Below are 16,089 nucleotides of genomic sequence, written 5' to 3' on the forward strand. Positions count from 1 at the left end.
GCCTATTGCGTTTGTAAGACGTATCTAGGGATCTTCGATGTAAAACCCAACCCGCTATGAATTCAAACGAAATCATATTCAAAGCAAAACCTTGTGAGTGAAATGCATCGTTTTCTCGAGAAAGATCACAAAACCGGACCCGTCGTCGTGGTTCGTACCGCGCCGCGTGACCGCCGGCGTGCCATCGTGACATGCGGCGGGATCACCGTTCAGGCAGCGCTGGGGCGATCCGGGACGACGGCGTTCAAGCGGGAAGGCGACGGGGGAACGCCGATTGCCGCGATGCGGATCATCAGCGGCTTCATCCGCGGCGACCGTCTTTCGGTGCCGGCCACGCGGCTTCCGCTTCGCCGCATCGGCCGCGACATGCTCTGGTGCGACGAGCCGAAGCACCCGGCCTACAACCGCCTGGTGAAGGCCCCGTTCAAACCCTCTCACGAGGAGATGCAACGGGCAGACGAACTCTACGATATCTGCCTCGTGCTCGACTGGAACATCACCTCGCGCAAGCGCCACGGCGGCTCGGCCATCTTCTTCCACCTGATCCGCCCGGGTTACAAGCCCACCGCCGGCTGCGTCGCGGTTCACCCGCGCGACATGAAGCGGCTGCTGCCGTTTCTGCGCAAGGGGACGCTTGTGCGGGTGCTGGGGTGAGGGTGCTGGGATAGGCTACCGGCCGATGGCAATCGCACCGGCCGCTACGATGAGCCCGGCCACGATGCGCTTCGGTGTGAGTGTCTCGCCGAGGAACAGCCTGCCGATGATCATCGCGAAGACCACGCTCGTTTCGCGGATTGCGGTGATGGGACCGGCAGGTCCCATGGAGTAGGCGATGATGACGACGCCATAGGCGATCAGCACGAAGATGCCGGCCAGCAGGGCCTTGCGGGTTTCCCGCTCGCGGATGTCCAGGCGCAAGCGGCCCCGCATCAGCGTATACGCGACAATCAGAAGCACGCCATAGGTGAACAGCACCCAGGCGGCATAGGCACCCGGATCGGCCAGATAGCGTACGCCGATGGAATCAACCGTCGCGTAGGTGGCGATGATTAGGCCGGTCAGCAGCGCCCACAAAATGGACGTGGTCGGCGCGCGCTGGCTGCCGGTCGAGAGGCTCATGATGCCAGCCGCTACCAGGATGACGCCGAGAATCTGGGAAGAGGTGAGCGTTTGTCCCATCATCAGGAAGCCGCCGAGTGACACCAGAAGCGGCACGGAGCCGCGCACGATCGGGTAGACCTGTCCGAGGTCGCCCAGCCGGTAGGCGAAGACGAGGAAGATGCTGTAGGCCACCTGCAGCATCGATGAGGCGAGGATAAACCCGAGGCCTGCGGCCGTCGGCCATGGAAACCACAGCATGACCGGGAGAGCGGCGAGAATGCCCGTGATGCCCATCACGGTGATCGACCATAGCCTGTCGGCGCCCGAGCGCAGGAATGCATTCCAGCTGGCATGCATGACGGCGGCGGTAAGCGCCAGCGCGATGACAGTCGGGCTCATTGCTTGGCGATCCTTCAGGCGCGCGGCAAAGGACGGAGCGGGCAGACAGGCATTGCCGTACCGTTCTCCTCAAAAAATCTACCGTATTGGCGCGTCCCGAAAGGTCAAACGTGTTTTCCTGAACCGGCTGTGAGCGTTGTTCATCGCAGCAAAAAGCCGCCGGATGCTTTCACATCGAGCGGCTTTGCTGATCGGGTGTCAAAGGCTCTCGGCCTATTTCCAGTCGCGGATGTCCACGAATCTACCGGCGACGGCGGCTGCTGCGGCCATGGCGGGGGAAACGAGGTGGGTGCGGCCCTTGGAGCCCTGACGGCCCTCGAAATTGCGGTTCGAGGTCGAAGCGCAACGTTCATAGGGGTTCAGGCGGTCGTCGTTCATGGCAAGGCACATGGAGCAGCCAGGCTCGCGCCAATCGAAACCGGCAGCCTTGAAGATCCGGTCGAGACCTTCGGCTTCCGCCTGTTCCTTGACGAGGCCGGAGCCCGGAACGACCATGGCCGACACCGTCGACGCAACGGTCTTGCCTTCGACCATCTTTGCCGCAGCGCGCAGATCCTCGATGCGGCCGTTGGTGCAGGAGCCGATAAAGACGCGATCGATGGTGATGTCGGTCATCTTCGTGCCCGGCGTCAGGCCCATATACTCGAGCGCGCGCCATTTGGAGGTGCGCTTGTTTTCGTCCTTGATCTGGTCGGGATCGGGAACCGTGCCTTCGATCGTAGTCACGTCCTCGGGCGAGGAGCCCCAGGAAACGATCGGGGGCAGGGCGGCTGCGTCCAGCACCACGACCTTGTCGTAATGAGCGCCTTCGTCCGTATGCAGCGTCTTCCAGTAGTCGACGGCCATATCCCACGCCGTGCCCTTCGGCGCGCGCGGCTTACCCTTGATATACTCGAACGTCGTCTCGTCAGGCGCGATCAGGCCGGCACGAGCGCCACCTTCGATCGTCATGTTGCAGACGGTCATGCGGCCTTCCATGGAGAGCGACCGGATCGCCTCGCCGGCAAACTCGATGACGTGTCCGGTGCCGCCGGCGGTGCCGATTTCGCCGATGATCGACAGGATGACGTCCTTTGCCGTGACGCCCGCCGGCAGTTTGCCGTCGACGCGGACCAGCATGTTCTTCGCCTTGGTCTGCAGCAGCGTCTGGGTGGCGAGAACATGCTCCACTTCCGACGTGCCGATGCCGTGCGCCAGCGAACCGAAGGCGCCGTGCGTCGAGGTATGGCTGTCACCGCAGACGATCGTCATGCCTGGCAGGGTAAAACCCTGTTCCGGCCCGACGATATGGACGATACCCTGGCGGACATCGCTTTCGGAAAAGTATTCGACGCCGAAATCCCTGGCGTTTTCGGCCAGCGCCTCGACCTGGATGCGGCTTTCCTCGTTCTTGATGCCGAGGTGACGGTCAGGCGAGGTCGGCACGTTGTGATCGACGACGGCGAGCGTGCGCTGCGGCGAGCGCACCTTGCGTCCGGCAAGGCGCAGGCCCTCGAAGGCCTGCGGGCTCGTCACCTCATGCACCAGGTGACGGTCGATATAGAGAAGACAGGTATCGTTTTCATCGCGGGAGACGACGTGGTCGTCCCAGATCTTGTCATACAAAGTACGAGGTGCGCTCATGGCTGCGGTCCAATAAGATTGAGAATGGGTGGGGAAATAGAGGCGGCATCTTAGGCCGCGCCGGACATGTCTGCCCGGTCAGCTAAGTCGGCTGCATAGAGCGCCGGATACGCGCGCAAAAAAGCGTGACGGCAGACGCTTGTGGTCCTGCAGCACGATCATGCGGTTCGCGAGACATCCGAATTTCGATCCCATGGCAAAGGGTGTAGCAGTTTTTTGAATTCTCGGCAATTGCCTCCAGAAAACGTACATGCGAGAACGCTACTAAAGGAACCCCCTCATGGGGGGCCGGTCTGCAGCGCCTCCCGGGCCTGAAAGAGGAGACGAGAATGGCTTTGCCAGCCCAGCTTCCCGACAACGAGGCTGAACGCCTGCTCTCTGTGCGGGCCCTGATTTCCGCCGACGGACCCTCCACGCCGGAGCTCGAGGCGCTTGTGAAGCTTGCCAAGGATGTGTTCACGACGCCTTATGCGGCCGTCAACATCGTCGACGCCGATTGGCATCGGGTGGCCTGCCAAGTTGGCATTCGAACGAGCGAATGCCCGCGCGACATCTCGATCTGCTCCCGTGTCGTGTTCGACAACGAGGTCGTGGTGGTTCCCGATCTTGCCCGCCATCCGGAACTGCGCGATCTTCCTTATGTGCTGGGCGAGCCGGGTTTCAGGTCCTATGCCGGTGCGCCGGTCGCGCTGGAGCCGGGTCTTCCCGTTGGTGCCTTCTGCCTTCTCGATACCGAGCCGCGCGAATTCAGCGACCGGGAGATCGCCAATCTCATGCATTTCGCCGAGGTGGCGAGCGGTCTTTTGCGGCTGCAGAAGGCAAATCATGTGATGGGTTTTGCCGAGGAAAAGCTCCGGCTGGCCGCAATCACCGATCCGATGACCGGGTTCTACAATCGCGCGGCGCTGGTCTCGATCGTCGACGGCATGCTGGCCGATGCATTTTCGGCGCAGCAGACGGTCGGCGTTCTCTACATGGATATGGACGGGTTCAAGACGATCAACGACACGCTCGGCCATCCCGCGGGCGATGAAGTGCTGAAGCAGGCGGCGCAACGCATTACCGAATGCCTCGGTGTCCAGGAAATTGCCGTCCGGATGGGTGGCGACGAGTTCGCCGTCTTCGTTCCGAACCTTGCCAATGCCGATGCGCTGGCCGGTCTTTCGGAACGCCTCGTGAAACGGTTCCGCAGCCCGTTTGCCGTGGGCAGGCATATCGTCAATGCACGTCTGAGCGTGGGTGCTGCCCTTGCGCCGCATGCAGGGTCGGATCGCCTCAGCCTGTTGCAGGCCGTGGATGAAGCGCTGTACGAGGCGAAGGCCTCCGGCCGCGACAGGTTCGTCCTCAGGTCATCCTGACGGCGGCGAATGCGGGCGATGCCTTCTATAGACGGCTTGCCTTTCTGATCCCCTGTTCCCGCATCTTCTTTTCGACCTGCCGCAAGGCGATCGACAGGCCGATCGTCAGGATCAGGTAGATATAGGCGACGATCGAATAGGTCTCGAAAAACCGGAACGAGCCGGACGCATAGATCTTGCCGGCCTGGCTGATATCGGCGACGCCGAGAACCGAGACGAGGGAACTGTCCTTCACCATGGCAACGAAGTCGTTCGAGAGCGGCGGGAAGATCACCCGTATCGCTTGCGGAAAGATGACGAGGCGAAAGCGCTGACCCCGCGTCAACCCGAGCGCCATGGCCGCTTCGACCTGGCCGCGATCGATGGACTGGAAACCGGCGCGAAAGATCTCGGCGATAAAGGCCGAATAGCCGATCGTCAGCGCAATGATCGCACGCCACATCAAAGAGAGATCACGGACCTGCATCGGCTCGAGAAAGCCGCCGTCGACCAGCGGCGCGATCAGGACATTGTAAAAACCGACGATCGCCGGTGCGCCGGCAAAGGCAATGTAGAACAAAAGAACCAGGATCGGGATGCCGCGCACGACTTCCACATAGAAGCGCGCCGCCTGCCTCAGCGCGAGGCGATCGGAAAGACCGGCAAGCGCGATCGCCAGGCCTAGCGCGGTGGCAAGCACGAAGGCGGTGACCGTCACGAACACAGTCACCCAGATGCCGCGCGAGACGGTGGCGAAAACCTGGGCATAGAGATCGTTGACGACGATCACGGCTGCGAGCGCGAGGCCTATGACGACGACGGCTGCGAGCCACCACGGACGATCACCATCGCCGCCCGATGTCGGCAGGGTCTGAAAGGTCATCAGGTTTCGACCCTGTCCGCGAAGCCTGCCATCCTGATGGTCACTGGCCCATCTTGTAGTCGAGGAACCACTTTTTGTTCAGGGCATCCAGCGTGCCGTCGGCTTTCAGCGCGGCGATCGCGGCGTTGACGGGCGCTGCGAGATCCGATCCCTTCTTGAAGATGAAGCCGAAATCTTCGGCTCCGAGCGGGCCGCCGATCACCTTCAACCCACCGCTCGACGCGTCGACATAGCCTTTGGCCGCGACGCTGTCGGTCAGCACGAGATCGACGTCGCCGCCTTTCAACGCCTGCACGGTTGCGCCGAAGGTCTCGAACAGCTTGATGCGCGGGTTCTGCTCGTTGCCGTCGAGGATGCTGTAGACTGACGTGTAGAAGGGCGATGTGCCCGGCTGGGCGCCGATCAGTGCGCCGTCTACGGCCGCAAAGGCCTTTTCATCGGCAAAGCGGGTTTCGTCGCCACGCACCAGCATGAACTGTTCGGAGCGCAGGTAGGGATCGGAGAAGTCGACCTGTGCCTTGCGTTCATCCTTGATGGTGATGCCGGTCATGCCGATGTCGTACTGGCCATCGGACACGGCCTGGATCATCGCGTCCCAGCTGACGTTCTGGTACTCGACCTTGAAATTCAACCGCTTGGCGATCTCGTTCATCGCATCATACTCCCAGCCGATCGCCTTGCCCGTCTTCGGATCGACGAACTGCAGGGGCGGGTAGGCGTTTTCGGTGACGACGACGACCGATCGGGCCTTCAGGTCCGGCAGGTTTTGCGCAAAAGCAGTGACCGGTGCCAGGCTTGCAACTGCGAGGGCGGCAATGACAAAACGTCTTTTCAGCATGGGGCGATCCTCAAGAGAAATATCTCAGCCAAATCTCACCAATTTCTGCGGGAAGACAAGCACAACCATTCCCTCAGACGAAGATCGCTGGGTTTGGCTTTGCAGACGCAACTGCATGGGATCGATATCAATGCCCAAGGGCAATCGCAGGCAATAAAAAAGGCGGCCAACCGGCCGCCTTTTCTCATCCCATGAAGGGAAATCTTATTCAGCAGATGCTGCTTCTGCAGCCTTTGCTTCTTCCGCAGCCTTCGCTTCAGCGGCTTCTGCTGCTGCCTTGTCGGCGGCGAGAGCCTGTGCTGCTGCGATCTTTTCAGCTTCGATGCGTGCCTTTTCTTCGACAACTGCAGCGCGCTCGGCTTCGTTCAGCTTGCGTGCACGCGTGCCGGTGTTCTCGACGATACGAGCCGACTTACCGCGACGATCGCGCAAGTAGTACAGCTTGGCGCGACGGACGCGACCGCGGCGAACGATTTCGACGCCTTCGACGAGCGGCGAGTAGACCGGGAATACGCGCTCGACGCCTTCGCCGTAGGAGATCTTGCGAACGGTGAAGCTTTCGTTGATGCCACCGCCGGAACGGGCGATGCAAACGCCTTCATAGGCCTGTACGCGGGTACGGGTGCCTTCCGTCACGCGGACGTTGACGCGGACGGTGTCGCCCGGGGAAAATTCTGGAAGCGAGCGCTTGGCTTCGATCTTGGCGACCTGTTCGGCCTCAAGCTGCTGGATGATGTTCATGTGTCAAACCTCAGGTTTTTCTGAAACAGCCAGAGCGCTCTTAGGATCCGTTGGTCAAAGCCTCTGGATCTGCCTTGCGGCAGAGCGTTTCGCCATTCTTTGTTGCTGGCAGACGGGACAGTTTTCCCATTTCCGTTCGCGCCATTACACGAAAGGCATGCGCTTGTCATCGGGCATGCCGCAATTTTGTGGCGATCGGTGGCGTTTTCGCCGCTTGCTGGCTCTCCATAGCAGGTCTAAAGGCTGACCGAAAAGAATTCGGGAGGATTGATGTCGATCACCATGGTGGTGCTGCTGGCCGCGGCCGGCTTTTTCTCGGGCGCCGCCAACGCGATTGCCGGCGGCGGAACGTTTCTCGTCTTCGGCGCCATGACGCTTGCCGGCGTGCCGCCGATCTCGGCCAATGCAACGTCGTCGATCGTGCAGTTTCCGGGCTATGTCACCTCGACGCTCGCCTATCGCCGCGAGATTGCCAGGCACTGGCGAAGTGCTTTGGCGCTCGCAATCGTCTCCGTCATCGGCTCGATTTTGGGAGCGTTGATCCTGCTGGCGCTCGACAATGACGCGTTTCGCCAGGTCGTGCCGTGGCTCCTGGGCGCTGCTACCGCCGTGTTTGCCGCAGGCCCGTGGCTGAAGCCGAAAGCCTCGTCCGAGCGCCCTGCCAACTCGCCGCTTTCGGTCATCGGTCAGTTCCTGACATCGATCTATGGTGGGTTCTTCGGGGCCGGAATGGGGATCATGATGTTGGCGGTGCTGGGGCTGACGACCGGCGGCAGCTATCACCATCTCAATGCGCTGAAGAACATGCTGGCGGCGCTGATTGCCGGCGTCGCGATCGTCGTCTTCGTCGGCGGCGGCGTGATTGCCTGGCCGGAAACGATCATCATGATGCCGGCCGGCGCGCTCGGCGGCTATTGCGGCGTGTGGCTCGCACGACGCGTTCCGCAGGCAGTGCTGCGCTGGTGCGTGGTGGCGGTCGGCGCAGGCCTGACCGTCTACTATTTCGTCACCGGCTAGCTTTCGTTCAGCAGGTCCGGGCGGCGTTCCCGAGTAAGCCGCAGCGACTGTTCGAGCCGCCATTTCTCGATCGCGGCATGGTTGCCGGAGGTCAGAATAGCGGGGATTTCCCGGTCTTCGAAGACCTGTGGGCGGGTATAATGCGGATGTTCGAGCAGGCCGTGCTCGAAGCTTTCGTGGGTGCCGGACAGGGCATTGCCCATCACGCCCGGCAGAATGCGCACGACGCTATCGAGCAGGGTCAGGGCTGCCGGCTCGCCGCCCGAAAGGATATAGTCGCCGATCGACACTTCCTCGAGCTGGCGTGCATCGATCACCCGCTGGTCGACGCCTTCGAAACGTCCGCAGACGATCACCACGCCCTCGCCATCGCCAAGCTCGCGAACGCGCTTCTGGCTGAGCGGCTTTCCGCGCGGGCTCATCAGCAGGCGGGGGCGGCTGTCGTCCGCGAGGGAATCGATCGCCTTTGCCAGAATATCCGCCCTCAGCACCATGCCGGCGCCGCCGCCGGCCGGCGTGTCATCGACGGTGCGATGCTTGTCCTCGGCGAAATCACGGATCTGCATCGCTTCCAGCGACCACTGCCCGCGTTCCATTGCCTTGCCGGAGAGGGAAAAGCCGAGATGGCCGGGAAACATTTCCGGATAGAGGGTGAGCACCGTGGCGCGAAACGGCATCGCGGTCACTTGTCCTTGCGGGGAAAATTCGAGTTCGCGCCGTCTTCGTCCGGGTTTTCGATGAGGCCTGCGGCTTCGGGATCAATCAGGATCTTGCCGCCTTCGAGATCGATCTCCAGAACGGCTGCCTCGGTAAACGGAATGAGCGACGGCCGACGGCCGGGGCCTTTCAGCTCCAGAAGGTCGCCGGCGCCGAAATCGAAAACGGCGCTGACCGTGCCGAAGCTCTTGCCGTCCTTGTCGACCGCTTCCAGGCCCTCGAGGTCGGCGTAATAGAATTCGTCGTCGTCCAGTTCCTCGTCCGGAAGGTTGTCACGGTCGACGAACAGCTCGATGCCGTTCAGCGCTTCTGCATCCTCGCGGCTGTTGATGCCGCGGAAGCGGACGATGACGACGGTTTTCGCCTCGCGGATATCGAGGATCTCGAAGACCCGGCCGTCCGCGGTGTAAAGATTGCCGTAGTCGCCGAGTGCGGTCGGATCCTCGGTAAAGGATTTCACCCGCACCTCGCCCCGCAGGCCCTGGGCAGCGCCGATCGTTGCCATCAGAACTGGGTTTTCGAGCTTGGTCATGCGGGAAGGCTCCGGTTTCTTCGCGCCCATTTAAGCGCAACACAGTGAAATGAAAACAGTCTCGGCGGAATGAAAACAGCAAAACGGGCGGTGCGTTGCCGCACCACCCGTCGAAGCAAAAGAAGCAGATCTTATTCCGCGGCAGCAGCTGCCTTGGCGTCTTCGATCTTCTTTGCGCGCTCGGCAGTGCGTTCCTGAGCCTTCTTGCCCGGCTTCGCCTTTTCCGGGTTGCTCTTGGCATCGCGCTGGCCAACGCCGGCTTCTGCCAGGAAGCGCAGAACGCGGTCGGTCGGCTGTGCGCCGTTGTCGAGCCAATGCTGAACGCGCTCTACGTTGACTTCAACGCGCTTTGCGTCGTCCTTGGCAAGCATCGGGTTCCACGAACCGACCTTTTCCAGGAAGCGGCCGTCACGCGGCGAACGGGCGTCAGCGACGACGATCGTGTAGTAAGGACGCTTCTTCGAGCCACCACGGGCAAGACGGATCTTCAAGGGCATTGTATTCACTCCTAGGTTTGTCTGGGCCGCCGTCCCGGCGGGCCGTGTCGTTATTGGTTTAAGCTGTTTCCTTACCGCCGTGTTCGGCGGCGATGGCTTCATGATGCCGGATGACTTCCTTGATGACGAAGTTCAGGAACTTCTCGGCGAAATCCGGATCCAGATGAGCGTCGTCCGCCAGACGGCGAAGGCGTTCGATCTGGTATTCCTCGCGCGCCGGGTCTGCCGGCGGCAAATCGTATTGGGCTTTGAGGACGCCCACTTCCTTGGTGCAGCGAAAGCGTTCCGCCAGCATATGCACCAGTGCCGCATCGATATTGTCGATCGATTGGCGGTAGCTTGAAAGCTTTGCCTTGATCTCAGGGTCAACCATCGCGTCCTCCCCTCACTTCTTCTTGCCAGGCAGGCCGGGAAGACCCGGGAAGCCGCCGAGGCCGGGGAGCTTTCCGCCGCCAAGACCCGGCATTCCACCGCCGAGACCCGGCATCGAGCCAGGCTTCATGCCGGCAGCTTCAGCCTGCTTCTGCAGGGCTTCCAGCTGCTTCGGATCGAGCTTGGAAAGATCGGGCATGCCGCCCATTCCACCCATGCCACCAAGACCCATCTTGCCGGCAAGGCCGCCCATCATCTGCTTCATCATGCCGCCCTTGCCCTTGCCGCCCATCATTTTCATCATGTCGGCCATCTGGCGGTGCATTTTCAGCAGCTTGTTGATTTCGGACGCGTCCGTGCCGGAGCCGGCTGCGATGCGTTTCTTGCGGGAGTGCTTCAGCATATCCGGGTTGGCGCGTTCGGCCTTCGTCATCGAGCCGATGATGGCGATCTGGCGGTCGAACATCTTGTCGCTCATGCCGGATGCGGCAAGCTTGTCCTTCATGCCGGCCATGCCGGGCATCATTCCCATGATGCCGCCCATGCCGCCGAGCGATTTCATCTGGCGCAGCTGGTCGGCAAGGTCGTTCAGGTCGAACTTGCCCGACTGCATCTTCTTGGCCATCGCCGCGGCTTTTTCCGCATCGATGTTTTCGGCTGCCTTTTCGACGAGGCTGACGATGTCACCCATGCCGAGAATACGGTCGGCGATACGGCGGGGATGGAACTCTTCGAGTTCGTTCATCCGTTCGCCGACACCGATCAGCTTGATCGGCTTGCCGGTGACGGCGCGCATCGAAAGTGCTGCACCGCCGCGGCCATCGCCATCCATGCGGGTCAGAACAAGGCCGGTAATGCCGACGCGTTCGTCGAAATTGCGGGCCAGATTGACGGCGTCCTGGCCGGTCAGGCTGTCGGCGACCAGCAGGATTTCATGCGGATTGGACTTCCGCTTGATTTCCGCCATTTCTGCCATCAGCGGTTCGTCGATATGCGTGCGGCCGGCGGTGTCGAGGATGACGACGTCGTGGCCACCGAGCTTTGCCGCCTGTACGGCGCGCGCGGCAATATCGGTCGGCGACTGGCCGGCAATGATCGGCAGCGTATCGACGCCGGTCTGGACGCCGAGCTGGCGCAACTGTTCCTGAGCTGCCGGACGTCGCGTATCGAGCGACGCCATCAGCACCTTTTTCTTCTCGCGGTCGGTCAACCGCTTGGCGATCTTGCCTGTGGTCGTGGTTTTACCCGAACCCTGCAGACCGACCATCATGATGACAACAGGGGCCGCGGCATGCAGGCTGATGCCGACGCCTTCGGACCCGAGCATTTCGACCAGTTCGTCATGGACGATCTTGACGACCATCTGGCCGGGCTTGATCGACTTCAGAACCTCGGCGCCGACGGCCTTTTCACGAACCTTGTCGGTAAAGGCGCGCACCACTTCCAGCGCCACGTCGGCTTCCAGAAGCGCACGGCGAACCTCGCGCAGGGCGGCGGACACATCCGCTTCGCTCAATGCGCCACGGCCGGTCAGTCCATTCAGAATGGAGCCAAGACGGTCCTGGAGGTTTTCGAACATCGTGTATTCCTTCTTCGTTTCCGGGTGCCCAAAAACGTCGGTTCTTTTGCCGGCAAATACAAGGCGCCAAAGAGTACGCAAAGCCAAATAGCACCCGAGGGCGCCACGCGCTGTCGGGTGTTGACCTCCGGGTTTCCGAATAGTTCGGCTCCCGGTCGGCGGCTCCAAGTTCTCGGACTTGTCAGCAGATTGCCGGGCTTAAACAGGAAATGGGGTTGGAAGTCAAGGCGCGCCGGGGTTTTGCCGCGGGCGAGGGCGTCCGCTGACGAGATGCCGGAGATCTGATGTTGCCGCAAGCTTCCGCCCGTGCGCGAATTGCCGTATTCTATAGGGGATACATGCGAACCTAGATAGAGGTGGCCTTGATGGCGCAGCTCTTGCAAACCGTGGTGATCGAACAGACCTCATGAAACGTCGCAATTTTCTCAAATGGTCCGGGATCGGCGCAGTGGTGGCCCTTGCCGGCGGGTTGACCGCACGAGGTGCCATGGCAGCCAACAGCTATTATTCCGGGCCGGTGTCCGATCACTTCGACGGAACGCATTTCTTCAATCCCGGTGGCGAGGAACCGCGTGGAACTCTCGACCTCCTGCGCTGGAAGTTCGGCAACGGCAATATTCCCTGGCCGGACACGTTTGCTAGCCCGTTTCCGCAGGCCGTGCCGGAGACGCGCGTGACCGGCAATCGTCTTGTCGTCACCATGGTCGGCCATGCGTCGCTGCTGATCCAGGTCGCGGGCGTCAACATCCTGACCGATCCGGTCTGGTCGGAGCGCGCAAGCCCTGTCACCTTTGCTGGGCCGAAGCGAGTCAATCCTCCGGGTATCCGCATCGGTGATCTGCCGCCGATTGATATCGTGCTCGTTACCCACAATCACTACGACCACATGGATCTGGAGACGCTGTGGGTGCTTGAGGGACGCGACAAGCCGCATTTCATCACCCCGCTCGGCAATGATGCGATCATCCGCTCGAAGGTTCCGGATGCGAAGATCACGGTCATGGACTGGGGCGGCAGCGAGACAGTCGCGCCCGGCGTCGTGTTTCACTGCGAGCCCTGCCATCACTGGTCGGCGCGGGGGCTCGGCGACAGGCGCAAGGCATTGTGGGCGGCCTTCGTGTTTGAAACGCCGGCCGGCAAGGTCTATCATGTGGGCGATACCGGATTTCACGAGGGCGTCAACTATCGCGCCGCGGGCAGTAAGCATGGTCCTTTCCGCCTCGCGAACCTGCCGTTCGGCGCCTATGAGCCGCGCTGGTTCATGAAGGCGCAGCATCAGAATCCGCAGGAAGCCGTCGAAGGGATGCAGCTTTGCGGAGCCTCCTTTGTTGCCGGGCATCACTGGGGCACGGTCAAGCTGACGGACGAGGGCATCGACCAGCCGGTCGAGGCGCTGTTTGCGGCGCTCGACAGTCGTGGTATTGCGCGTGAACGATTCCGGCCGATGCGGGCAGGTGAGGTTTTCGACGTTCCGGCGTGATGGAGCTTGACGAGCCGCTCCACAGTTTGCTTGATGCGGAAACATGAGTGAATGGGGCAACATATGCAGATCGAACTGGACCGCCTGACGGACGCTACTCGCATCCAGCGCCTCAAGGCGCAGACAGCGGGTACGCATGATACGCTCGACAAGCGGATCATGCGTGCGGAGCCATTCGCCAATCGCGAGCGCTATGCCTTGTTTCTCGACGTCCAGCATCGGTTTCACGCCGATGTCGCGCCGCTTTACGCGGCCGCCGAACTCAACCGGCTGCTTCCCGGCCTTGCCGAGCGTTGCCGGCTGGAAGCGCTTCGCCACGACATCGCGGATCTCGGCGGCGTGCCGGAACAGCTGGGATCGACGACCGGCCCCCTGAACCCTGCGACCGCGCTTGGCTGGCTCTACGTCGCCGAGGGCTCCAATCTCGGGGCAGCCTTCCTGCGCAAGGAAGCGGCCAAGCTCGGGTTGTCGGACGATTTCGGTGCGCGGCATCTGGCCGGCCACACGGACGGCCGCGGCCTGCACTGGCGCAATTTCGTTTCGGCCTATAACGAGCTTCTGCTGACCGAGGCGGAGGAACTCGAGGCGGCCGAGGGTGCCAGGGCGGCGTTCCGCCGGGTGCATGCGCTGGTCGACCAGATCTTCGGATGACACTATCGGAGAATGGCGCTCGCCGCACAAGTTGCGCGCGCTACTGGCAATTCGTGGCGATTTCCGCCATATACGGCCGATGACCGGTAATTTACCGCACGGGTTGGCAATCATGGCAGAACAGGTCGAATTTGCGCGCATGAACGGGCTTGGCAACAAGATCCTGGTCATCGACATGCGCGGTCGCGCCGACAAGGTCACGCCGGAAGCAGCCGTTGCGCTCAACGCTGATGCTGCGACCCAGTTCGACCAGATCATGGCGATCCACGATCCGAAGATAGCGGGTACCGACGCGTTTATCGACATCCTGAACTGCGACGGCAGCAAGGCCCAGGCCTGCGGCAACGGCACGCGCTGCGTCGTGCAGGCCTTGAGCTCCGAGACTGGCCGCAAGGTTTTCACCTTCCAGACGGTTGCCGGCATTCTCAATGCGCGTGAGCACGAGGATGGCACGATCTCGGTCGATATGGGCAAGCCGGCCTTTGCCTGGGACAAGATCCCGTTGTCTGAAGAATTCTACGATACCAGCCGGATCGAGCTGCAGATCGGCCCGATCGATGCGCCGATCCTGCATTCGCCGTCCGCAATGGCGATCGGCAATCCGCATGCGATCTTCTGGGTTGATCGCGATCCCATGAACTTCGATCTGGAACGGTTCGGACCGCTTCTCGAAAACCATCCGATCTTTCCTGAAAAGGCAAATATCACGCTGGCGCAGGTGACATCGGAAACATCGCTGCGCACCCGCACGTGGGAACGCGGCGCGGGTCTGACGCTTGCCTGCGGCTCTGCCGCCTGTGCCGCCGGCGTCTCCGCTGCACGCACCGGCCGCACGGGTCGCACCGTGACCATCGATGTTGCCTCGGCGCCCACCCGGCAGCCGCTCGTCATCGAGTGGCGTGAAGACGATCACGTGGTGATGACCGGCCCTGCGGAATGGGAATGGTCCGGCAAGGTCGATCCGGTCACCGGTGAATTTTCGCGTGACGAGGAATTGGGGCAGGGCGCTTACCAAGGGGCGCAGGTCCATTGAGTGGCGTCGAGGTCATCACCTTTGGCTGTCGGCTGAACACCTACGAATCGGAAGTGATGCGGGCGGAGGCCGAAAAGGCCGGGCTCAACAATGCCGTGCTGGTGAATACCTGTGCTGTGACCTCCGAAGCCGTGCGCCAGGCCCGCCAGACGATCCGCCGTGTACGTCGTGACAATCCTCACGCCCGGATCGTCGTCACGGGTTGTGCCGCCCAGACCGAAAAGCAGACCTTTGCCGACATGCCCGAAGTGGACATGGTGCTCGGCAATGAGGAAAAGCTGAACAGCCAGTCCTACCGCGCGCTTCCGGATTTCGGCGTTTCGTCGGAAGAAAAGCTGCGCGTCAACGACATCATGAGCATCAAGGCGACGGCGCCGCAGATGATCCGCCATATCGATGGTCACGTGCGTGCCTTTATCCAGGTCCAAAACGGCTGCGACCATCGCTGCACCTTCTGCATCATTCCCTACGGTCGCGGCAATTCCCGCTCGGTGCCGATGGGTGCCGTCGTCGAACAGGCGCGCAGGCTTGCCGAAAGCGGATATCGCGAGATCGTGCTGACCGGCGTCGATGCCACCAGCTACGGCAGCGATCTTCCCGGCCAGCCGACGCTCGGGCTTCTTGCGAAGACGCTTTTGAAGCAGGTGCCTGACATCCTGCGGCTGCGGCTGTCGTCTATCGACAGTATCGAGGCGGATAATCATCTCTGGGATCTGATCGCCGACGAGCCGCGCTTCATGCCGCATCTGCACCTCTCGCTGCAGCATGGCGACGACATGATCCTCAAGCGGATGAAACGCCGGCACAGCCGCGCCGAAGCTTTCGCCTTTGTCGAACAGGCACGGCGCTTACGGCCCGAGATCGCATTCGGTGCTGACATGATCGCCGGGTTTCCGACCGAGACGGAAGAGATGTTTGAAAATTCGGCGACGCTTGCGCGAGACGCCGGCATTTCCTTCCTGCATGTTTTCCCCTATAGCCCGCGTCCCGGAACGCCGGCCGCGCGGATGCCGCAGCTCGACCGGGCACTGGTCAAGGAGCGCGCAGCACGGCTTCGCGCAACGGGTGAGGCGTTGCATAAAGCCCATCTCGACCGCATGGTGGGGACCGAACAGATCGTCATCGTTGAAAACAACGGCCTGGCGCATACCGAAAACTTTTCGCTGGTCGCCGTGCCGGGGCTGGTTCCCCGGAACGTCCAGCGCATTATGATAACTGGCCATAACGGCAAACATCTCGACATGCGGGTCATGGCCGCTCCCGCCACAGAGCGGGCGGCCTGACCGGAA

17 protein-coding genes are annotated in these 16,089 nt (G+C 61.8%); 7 read left to right on the top strand and 10 right to left on the bottom strand.

The genetic code is table 11. From position 1 onward, the window contains the following. The first annotated feature begins 102 nt into the window (after window positions 1-102). On the top strand, window positions 103-654 hold the full coding sequence (locus BLW69_RS00555) for a L,D-transpeptidase family protein (RefSeq protein ID WP_092659251.1): 552 nt from the start codon (window positions 103-105) through the stop codon (window positions 652-654). 15 nt (window positions 655-669) lie between these two features. Here the strand turns inward: BLW69_RS00555 and BLW69_RS00560 are convergent, their stop codons facing one another. Next, entirely contained in the window at window positions 670-1,500 is an 831-nt protein-coding gene (locus BLW69_RS00560) for an EamA family transporter (protein ID WP_092659253.1), read from the bottom strand. Between the two features lie 213 nt (window positions 1,501-1,713). After that, window positions 1,714-3,123 carry a 3-isopropylmalate dehydratase large subunit gene (gene leuC, locus BLW69_RS00565; RefSeq protein WP_062462289.1) on the bottom strand — a complete coding sequence of 470 codons (1,410 nt, stop codon included), beginning with the start codon at window positions 3,121-3,123 and terminating at the stop codon, window positions 1,714-1,716. A 329-nt stretch (window positions 3,124-3,452) separates the two neighbouring features. Here leuC and BLW69_RS00575 point away from each other — a divergent pair, with 329 nt between their 5' ends. Continuing rightward, on the top strand, window positions 3,453-4,481 hold the full coding sequence (locus BLW69_RS00575; protein WP_092659257.1) for a sensor domain-containing diguanylate cyclase: 1,029 nt from the start codon (window positions 3,453-3,455) through the stop codon (window positions 4,479-4,481). A gap of 25 nt (window positions 4,482-4,506) precedes the next feature. Here the strand turns inward: BLW69_RS00575 and BLW69_RS00580 are convergent, their stop codons facing one another. The 3 genes from BLW69_RS00580 to rplS all read right to left on the bottom strand — a co-directional run bounded on the left by BLW69_RS00580 (window position 4,507) and on the right by rplS (window position 6,922). Further along, window positions 4,507-5,343, bottom strand: a complete 837-nt coding sequence (locus BLW69_RS00580) for an amino acid ABC transporter permease (RefSeq protein WP_092659259.1) — start codon at window positions 5,341-5,343, stop codon at window positions 4,507-4,509. A 40-nt stretch (window positions 5,344-5,383) separates the two neighbouring features. Continuing rightward, window positions 5,384-6,181 (bottom strand): transporter substrate-binding domain-containing protein, encoded by a 798-nt coding sequence (locus BLW69_RS00585; protein ID WP_092659261.1) that lies wholly within the window; start codon window positions 6,179-6,181, stop codon window positions 5,384-5,386. 204 nt (window positions 6,182-6,385) lie between these two features. Beyond that, window positions 6,386-6,922, bottom strand: coding sequence for a 50S ribosomal protein L19 (gene rplS / locus BLW69_RS00590; protein WP_062462300.1), 537 nt, complete (start codon window positions 6,920-6,922; stop codon window positions 6,386-6,388). Between the two features lie 270 nt (window positions 6,923-7,192). On the opposite strand from rplS, the gene BLW69_RS00595 reads away from it, so the two are divergent. Next, on the top strand, window positions 7,193-7,939 hold the full coding sequence (locus BLW69_RS00595; RefSeq protein ID WP_092659263.1) for a sulfite exporter TauE/SafE family protein: 747 nt from the start codon (window positions 7,193-7,195) through the stop codon (window positions 7,937-7,939). Here BLW69_RS00595 and trmD read toward each other — a convergent pair. The 5 genes from trmD to ffh all read right to left on the bottom strand — a co-directional run bounded on the left by trmD (window position 7,936) and on the right by ffh (window position 11,636). Continuing rightward, window positions 7,936-8,616, bottom strand: coding sequence for a tRNA (guanosine(37)-N1)-methyltransferase TrmD (gene trmD, locus BLW69_RS00600; RefSeq protein WP_092660922.1), 681 nt, complete (start codon window positions 8,614-8,616; stop codon window positions 7,936-7,938). The genes BLW69_RS00595 and trmD overlap by 4 nt on opposite strands. A gap of 5 nt (window positions 8,617-8,621) precedes the next feature. Next, entirely contained in the window at window positions 8,622-9,188 is a 567-nt protein-coding gene (gene rimM / locus BLW69_RS00605; protein WP_092660924.1) for a ribosome maturation factor RimM, read from the bottom strand. A gap of 131 nt (window positions 9,189-9,319) precedes the next feature. Then, window positions 9,320-9,685, bottom strand: a complete 366-nt coding sequence (gene rpsP / locus BLW69_RS00610) for a 30S ribosomal protein S16 (RefSeq protein WP_062462306.1) — start codon at window positions 9,683-9,685, stop codon at window positions 9,320-9,322. A gap of 58 nt (window positions 9,686-9,743) precedes the next feature. Continuing rightward, window positions 9,744-10,058 carry a chorismate mutase gene (locus BLW69_RS00615; RefSeq protein ID WP_062462309.1) on the bottom strand — a complete coding sequence of 105 codons (315 nt, stop codon included), beginning with the start codon at window positions 10,056-10,058 and terminating at the stop codon, window positions 9,744-9,746. A gap of 12 nt (window positions 10,059-10,070) precedes the next feature. After that, window positions 10,071-11,636 (bottom strand): signal recognition particle protein, encoded by a 1,566-nt coding sequence (gene ffh / locus BLW69_RS00620; protein ID WP_092659265.1) that lies wholly within the window; start codon window positions 11,634-11,636, stop codon window positions 10,071-10,073. A gap of 406 nt (window positions 11,637-12,042) precedes the next feature. On the opposite strand from ffh, the gene BLW69_RS00630 reads away from it, so the two are divergent. The 4 genes from BLW69_RS00630 (at window position 12,043) to mtaB (ending at window position 16,083) form a co-directional block, all read left to right on the top strand. After that, window positions 12,043-13,116: an MBL fold metallo-hydrolase gene (locus tag BLW69_RS00630; protein WP_092659267.1), complete on the top strand. Its 1,074-nt coding sequence runs from the start codon at window positions 12,043-12,045 to the stop codon at window positions 13,114-13,116. 63 nt (window positions 13,117-13,179) lie between these two features. Continuing rightward, window positions 13,180-13,767 carry a biliverdin-producing heme oxygenase gene (locus BLW69_RS00635; protein WP_092659269.1) on the top strand — a complete coding sequence of 196 codons (588 nt, stop codon included), beginning with the start codon at window positions 13,180-13,182 and terminating at the stop codon, window positions 13,765-13,767. Window positions 13,768-13,879: 112 nt separating this feature from the next. Continuing rightward, window positions 13,880-14,800, top strand: coding sequence for a diaminopimelate epimerase (gene dapF / locus BLW69_RS00640; protein ID WP_092659271.1), 921 nt, complete (start codon window positions 13,880-13,882; stop codon window positions 14,798-14,800). Next, entirely contained in the window at window positions 14,797-16,083 is a 1,287-nt protein-coding gene (gene mtaB, locus BLW69_RS00645; protein ID WP_092659273.1) for a tRNA (N(6)-L-threonylcarbamoyladenosine(37)-C(2))-methylthiotransferase MtaB, read from the top strand. Before dapF ends, mtaB begins: the two co-directional genes overlap by 4 nt. Window positions 16,084-16,089: the final 6 nt, after the last annotated feature.

The organism is Rhizobium sp. NFR12, from assembly GCF_900108545.1.
GTDB lineage: Bacteria > Pseudomonadota > Alphaproteobacteria > Rhizobiales > Rhizobiaceae > Neorhizobium > Neorhizobium soli.

Coding starts and splice junctions, on each gene's coding strand:
- BLW69_RS00635 (WP_092659269.1), top strand. CDS start 13,180: ATGCAGATCGAACTGGACCGCCTGACGGACGCTACTCGCATCCAGCGC.
- BLW69_RS00630 (WP_092659267.1), top strand. CDS start 12,043: ATGAAACGTCGCAATTTTCTCAAATGGTCCGGGATCGGCGCAGTGGTG.
- ffh (WP_092659265.1), bottom strand. CDS start 11,636: ATGTTCGAAAACCTCCAGGACCGTCTTGGCTCCATTCTGAATGGACTG.
- BLW69_RS00560 (WP_092659253.1), bottom strand. CDS start 1,500: ATGAGCCCGACTGTCATCGCGCTGGCGCTTACCGCCGCCGTCATGCAT.
- rpsP (WP_062462306.1), bottom strand. CDS start 9,685: ATGCCCTTGAAGATCCGTCTTGCCCGTGGTGGCTCGAAGAAGCGTCCT.
- leuC (WP_062462289.1), bottom strand. CDS start 3,123: ATGAGCGCACCTCGTACTTTGTATGACAAGATCTGGGACGACCACGTC.
- BLW69_RS00595 (WP_092659263.1), top strand. CDS start 7,193: ATGTCGATCACCATGGTGGTGCTGCTGGCCGCGGCCGGCTTTTTCTCG.
- BLW69_RS00575 (WP_092659257.1), top strand. CDS start 3,453: ATGGCTTTGCCAGCCCAGCTTCCCGACAACGAGGCTGAACGCCTGCTC.
- rimM (WP_092660924.1), bottom strand. CDS start 9,188: ATGACCAAGCTCGAAAACCCAGTTCTGATGGCAACGATCGGCGCTGCC.
- rplS (WP_062462300.1), bottom strand. CDS start 6,922: ATGAACATCATCCAGCAGCTTGAGGCCGAACAGGTCGCCAAGATCGAA.
- trmD (WP_092660922.1), bottom strand. CDS start 8,616: ATGCCGTTTCGCGCCACGGTGCTCACCCTCTATCCGGAAATGTTTCCC.
- BLW69_RS00615 (WP_062462309.1), bottom strand. CDS start 10,058: ATGGTTGACCCTGAGATCAAGGCAAAGCTTTCAAGCTACCGCCAATCG.
- BLW69_RS00580 (WP_092659259.1), bottom strand. CDS start 5,343: ATGACCTTTCAGACCCTGCCGACATCGGGCGGCGATGGTGATCGTCCG.
- dapF (WP_092659271.1), top strand. CDS start 13,880: ATGGCAGAACAGGTCGAATTTGCGCGCATGAACGGGCTTGGCAACAAG.
- BLW69_RS00585 (WP_092659261.1), bottom strand. CDS start 6,181: ATGCTGAAAAGACGTTTTGTCATTGCCGCCCTCGCAGTTGCAAGCCTG.
- BLW69_RS00555 (WP_092659251.1), top strand. CDS start 103: ATGCATCGTTTTCTCGAGAAAGATCACAAAACCGGACCCGTCGTCGTG.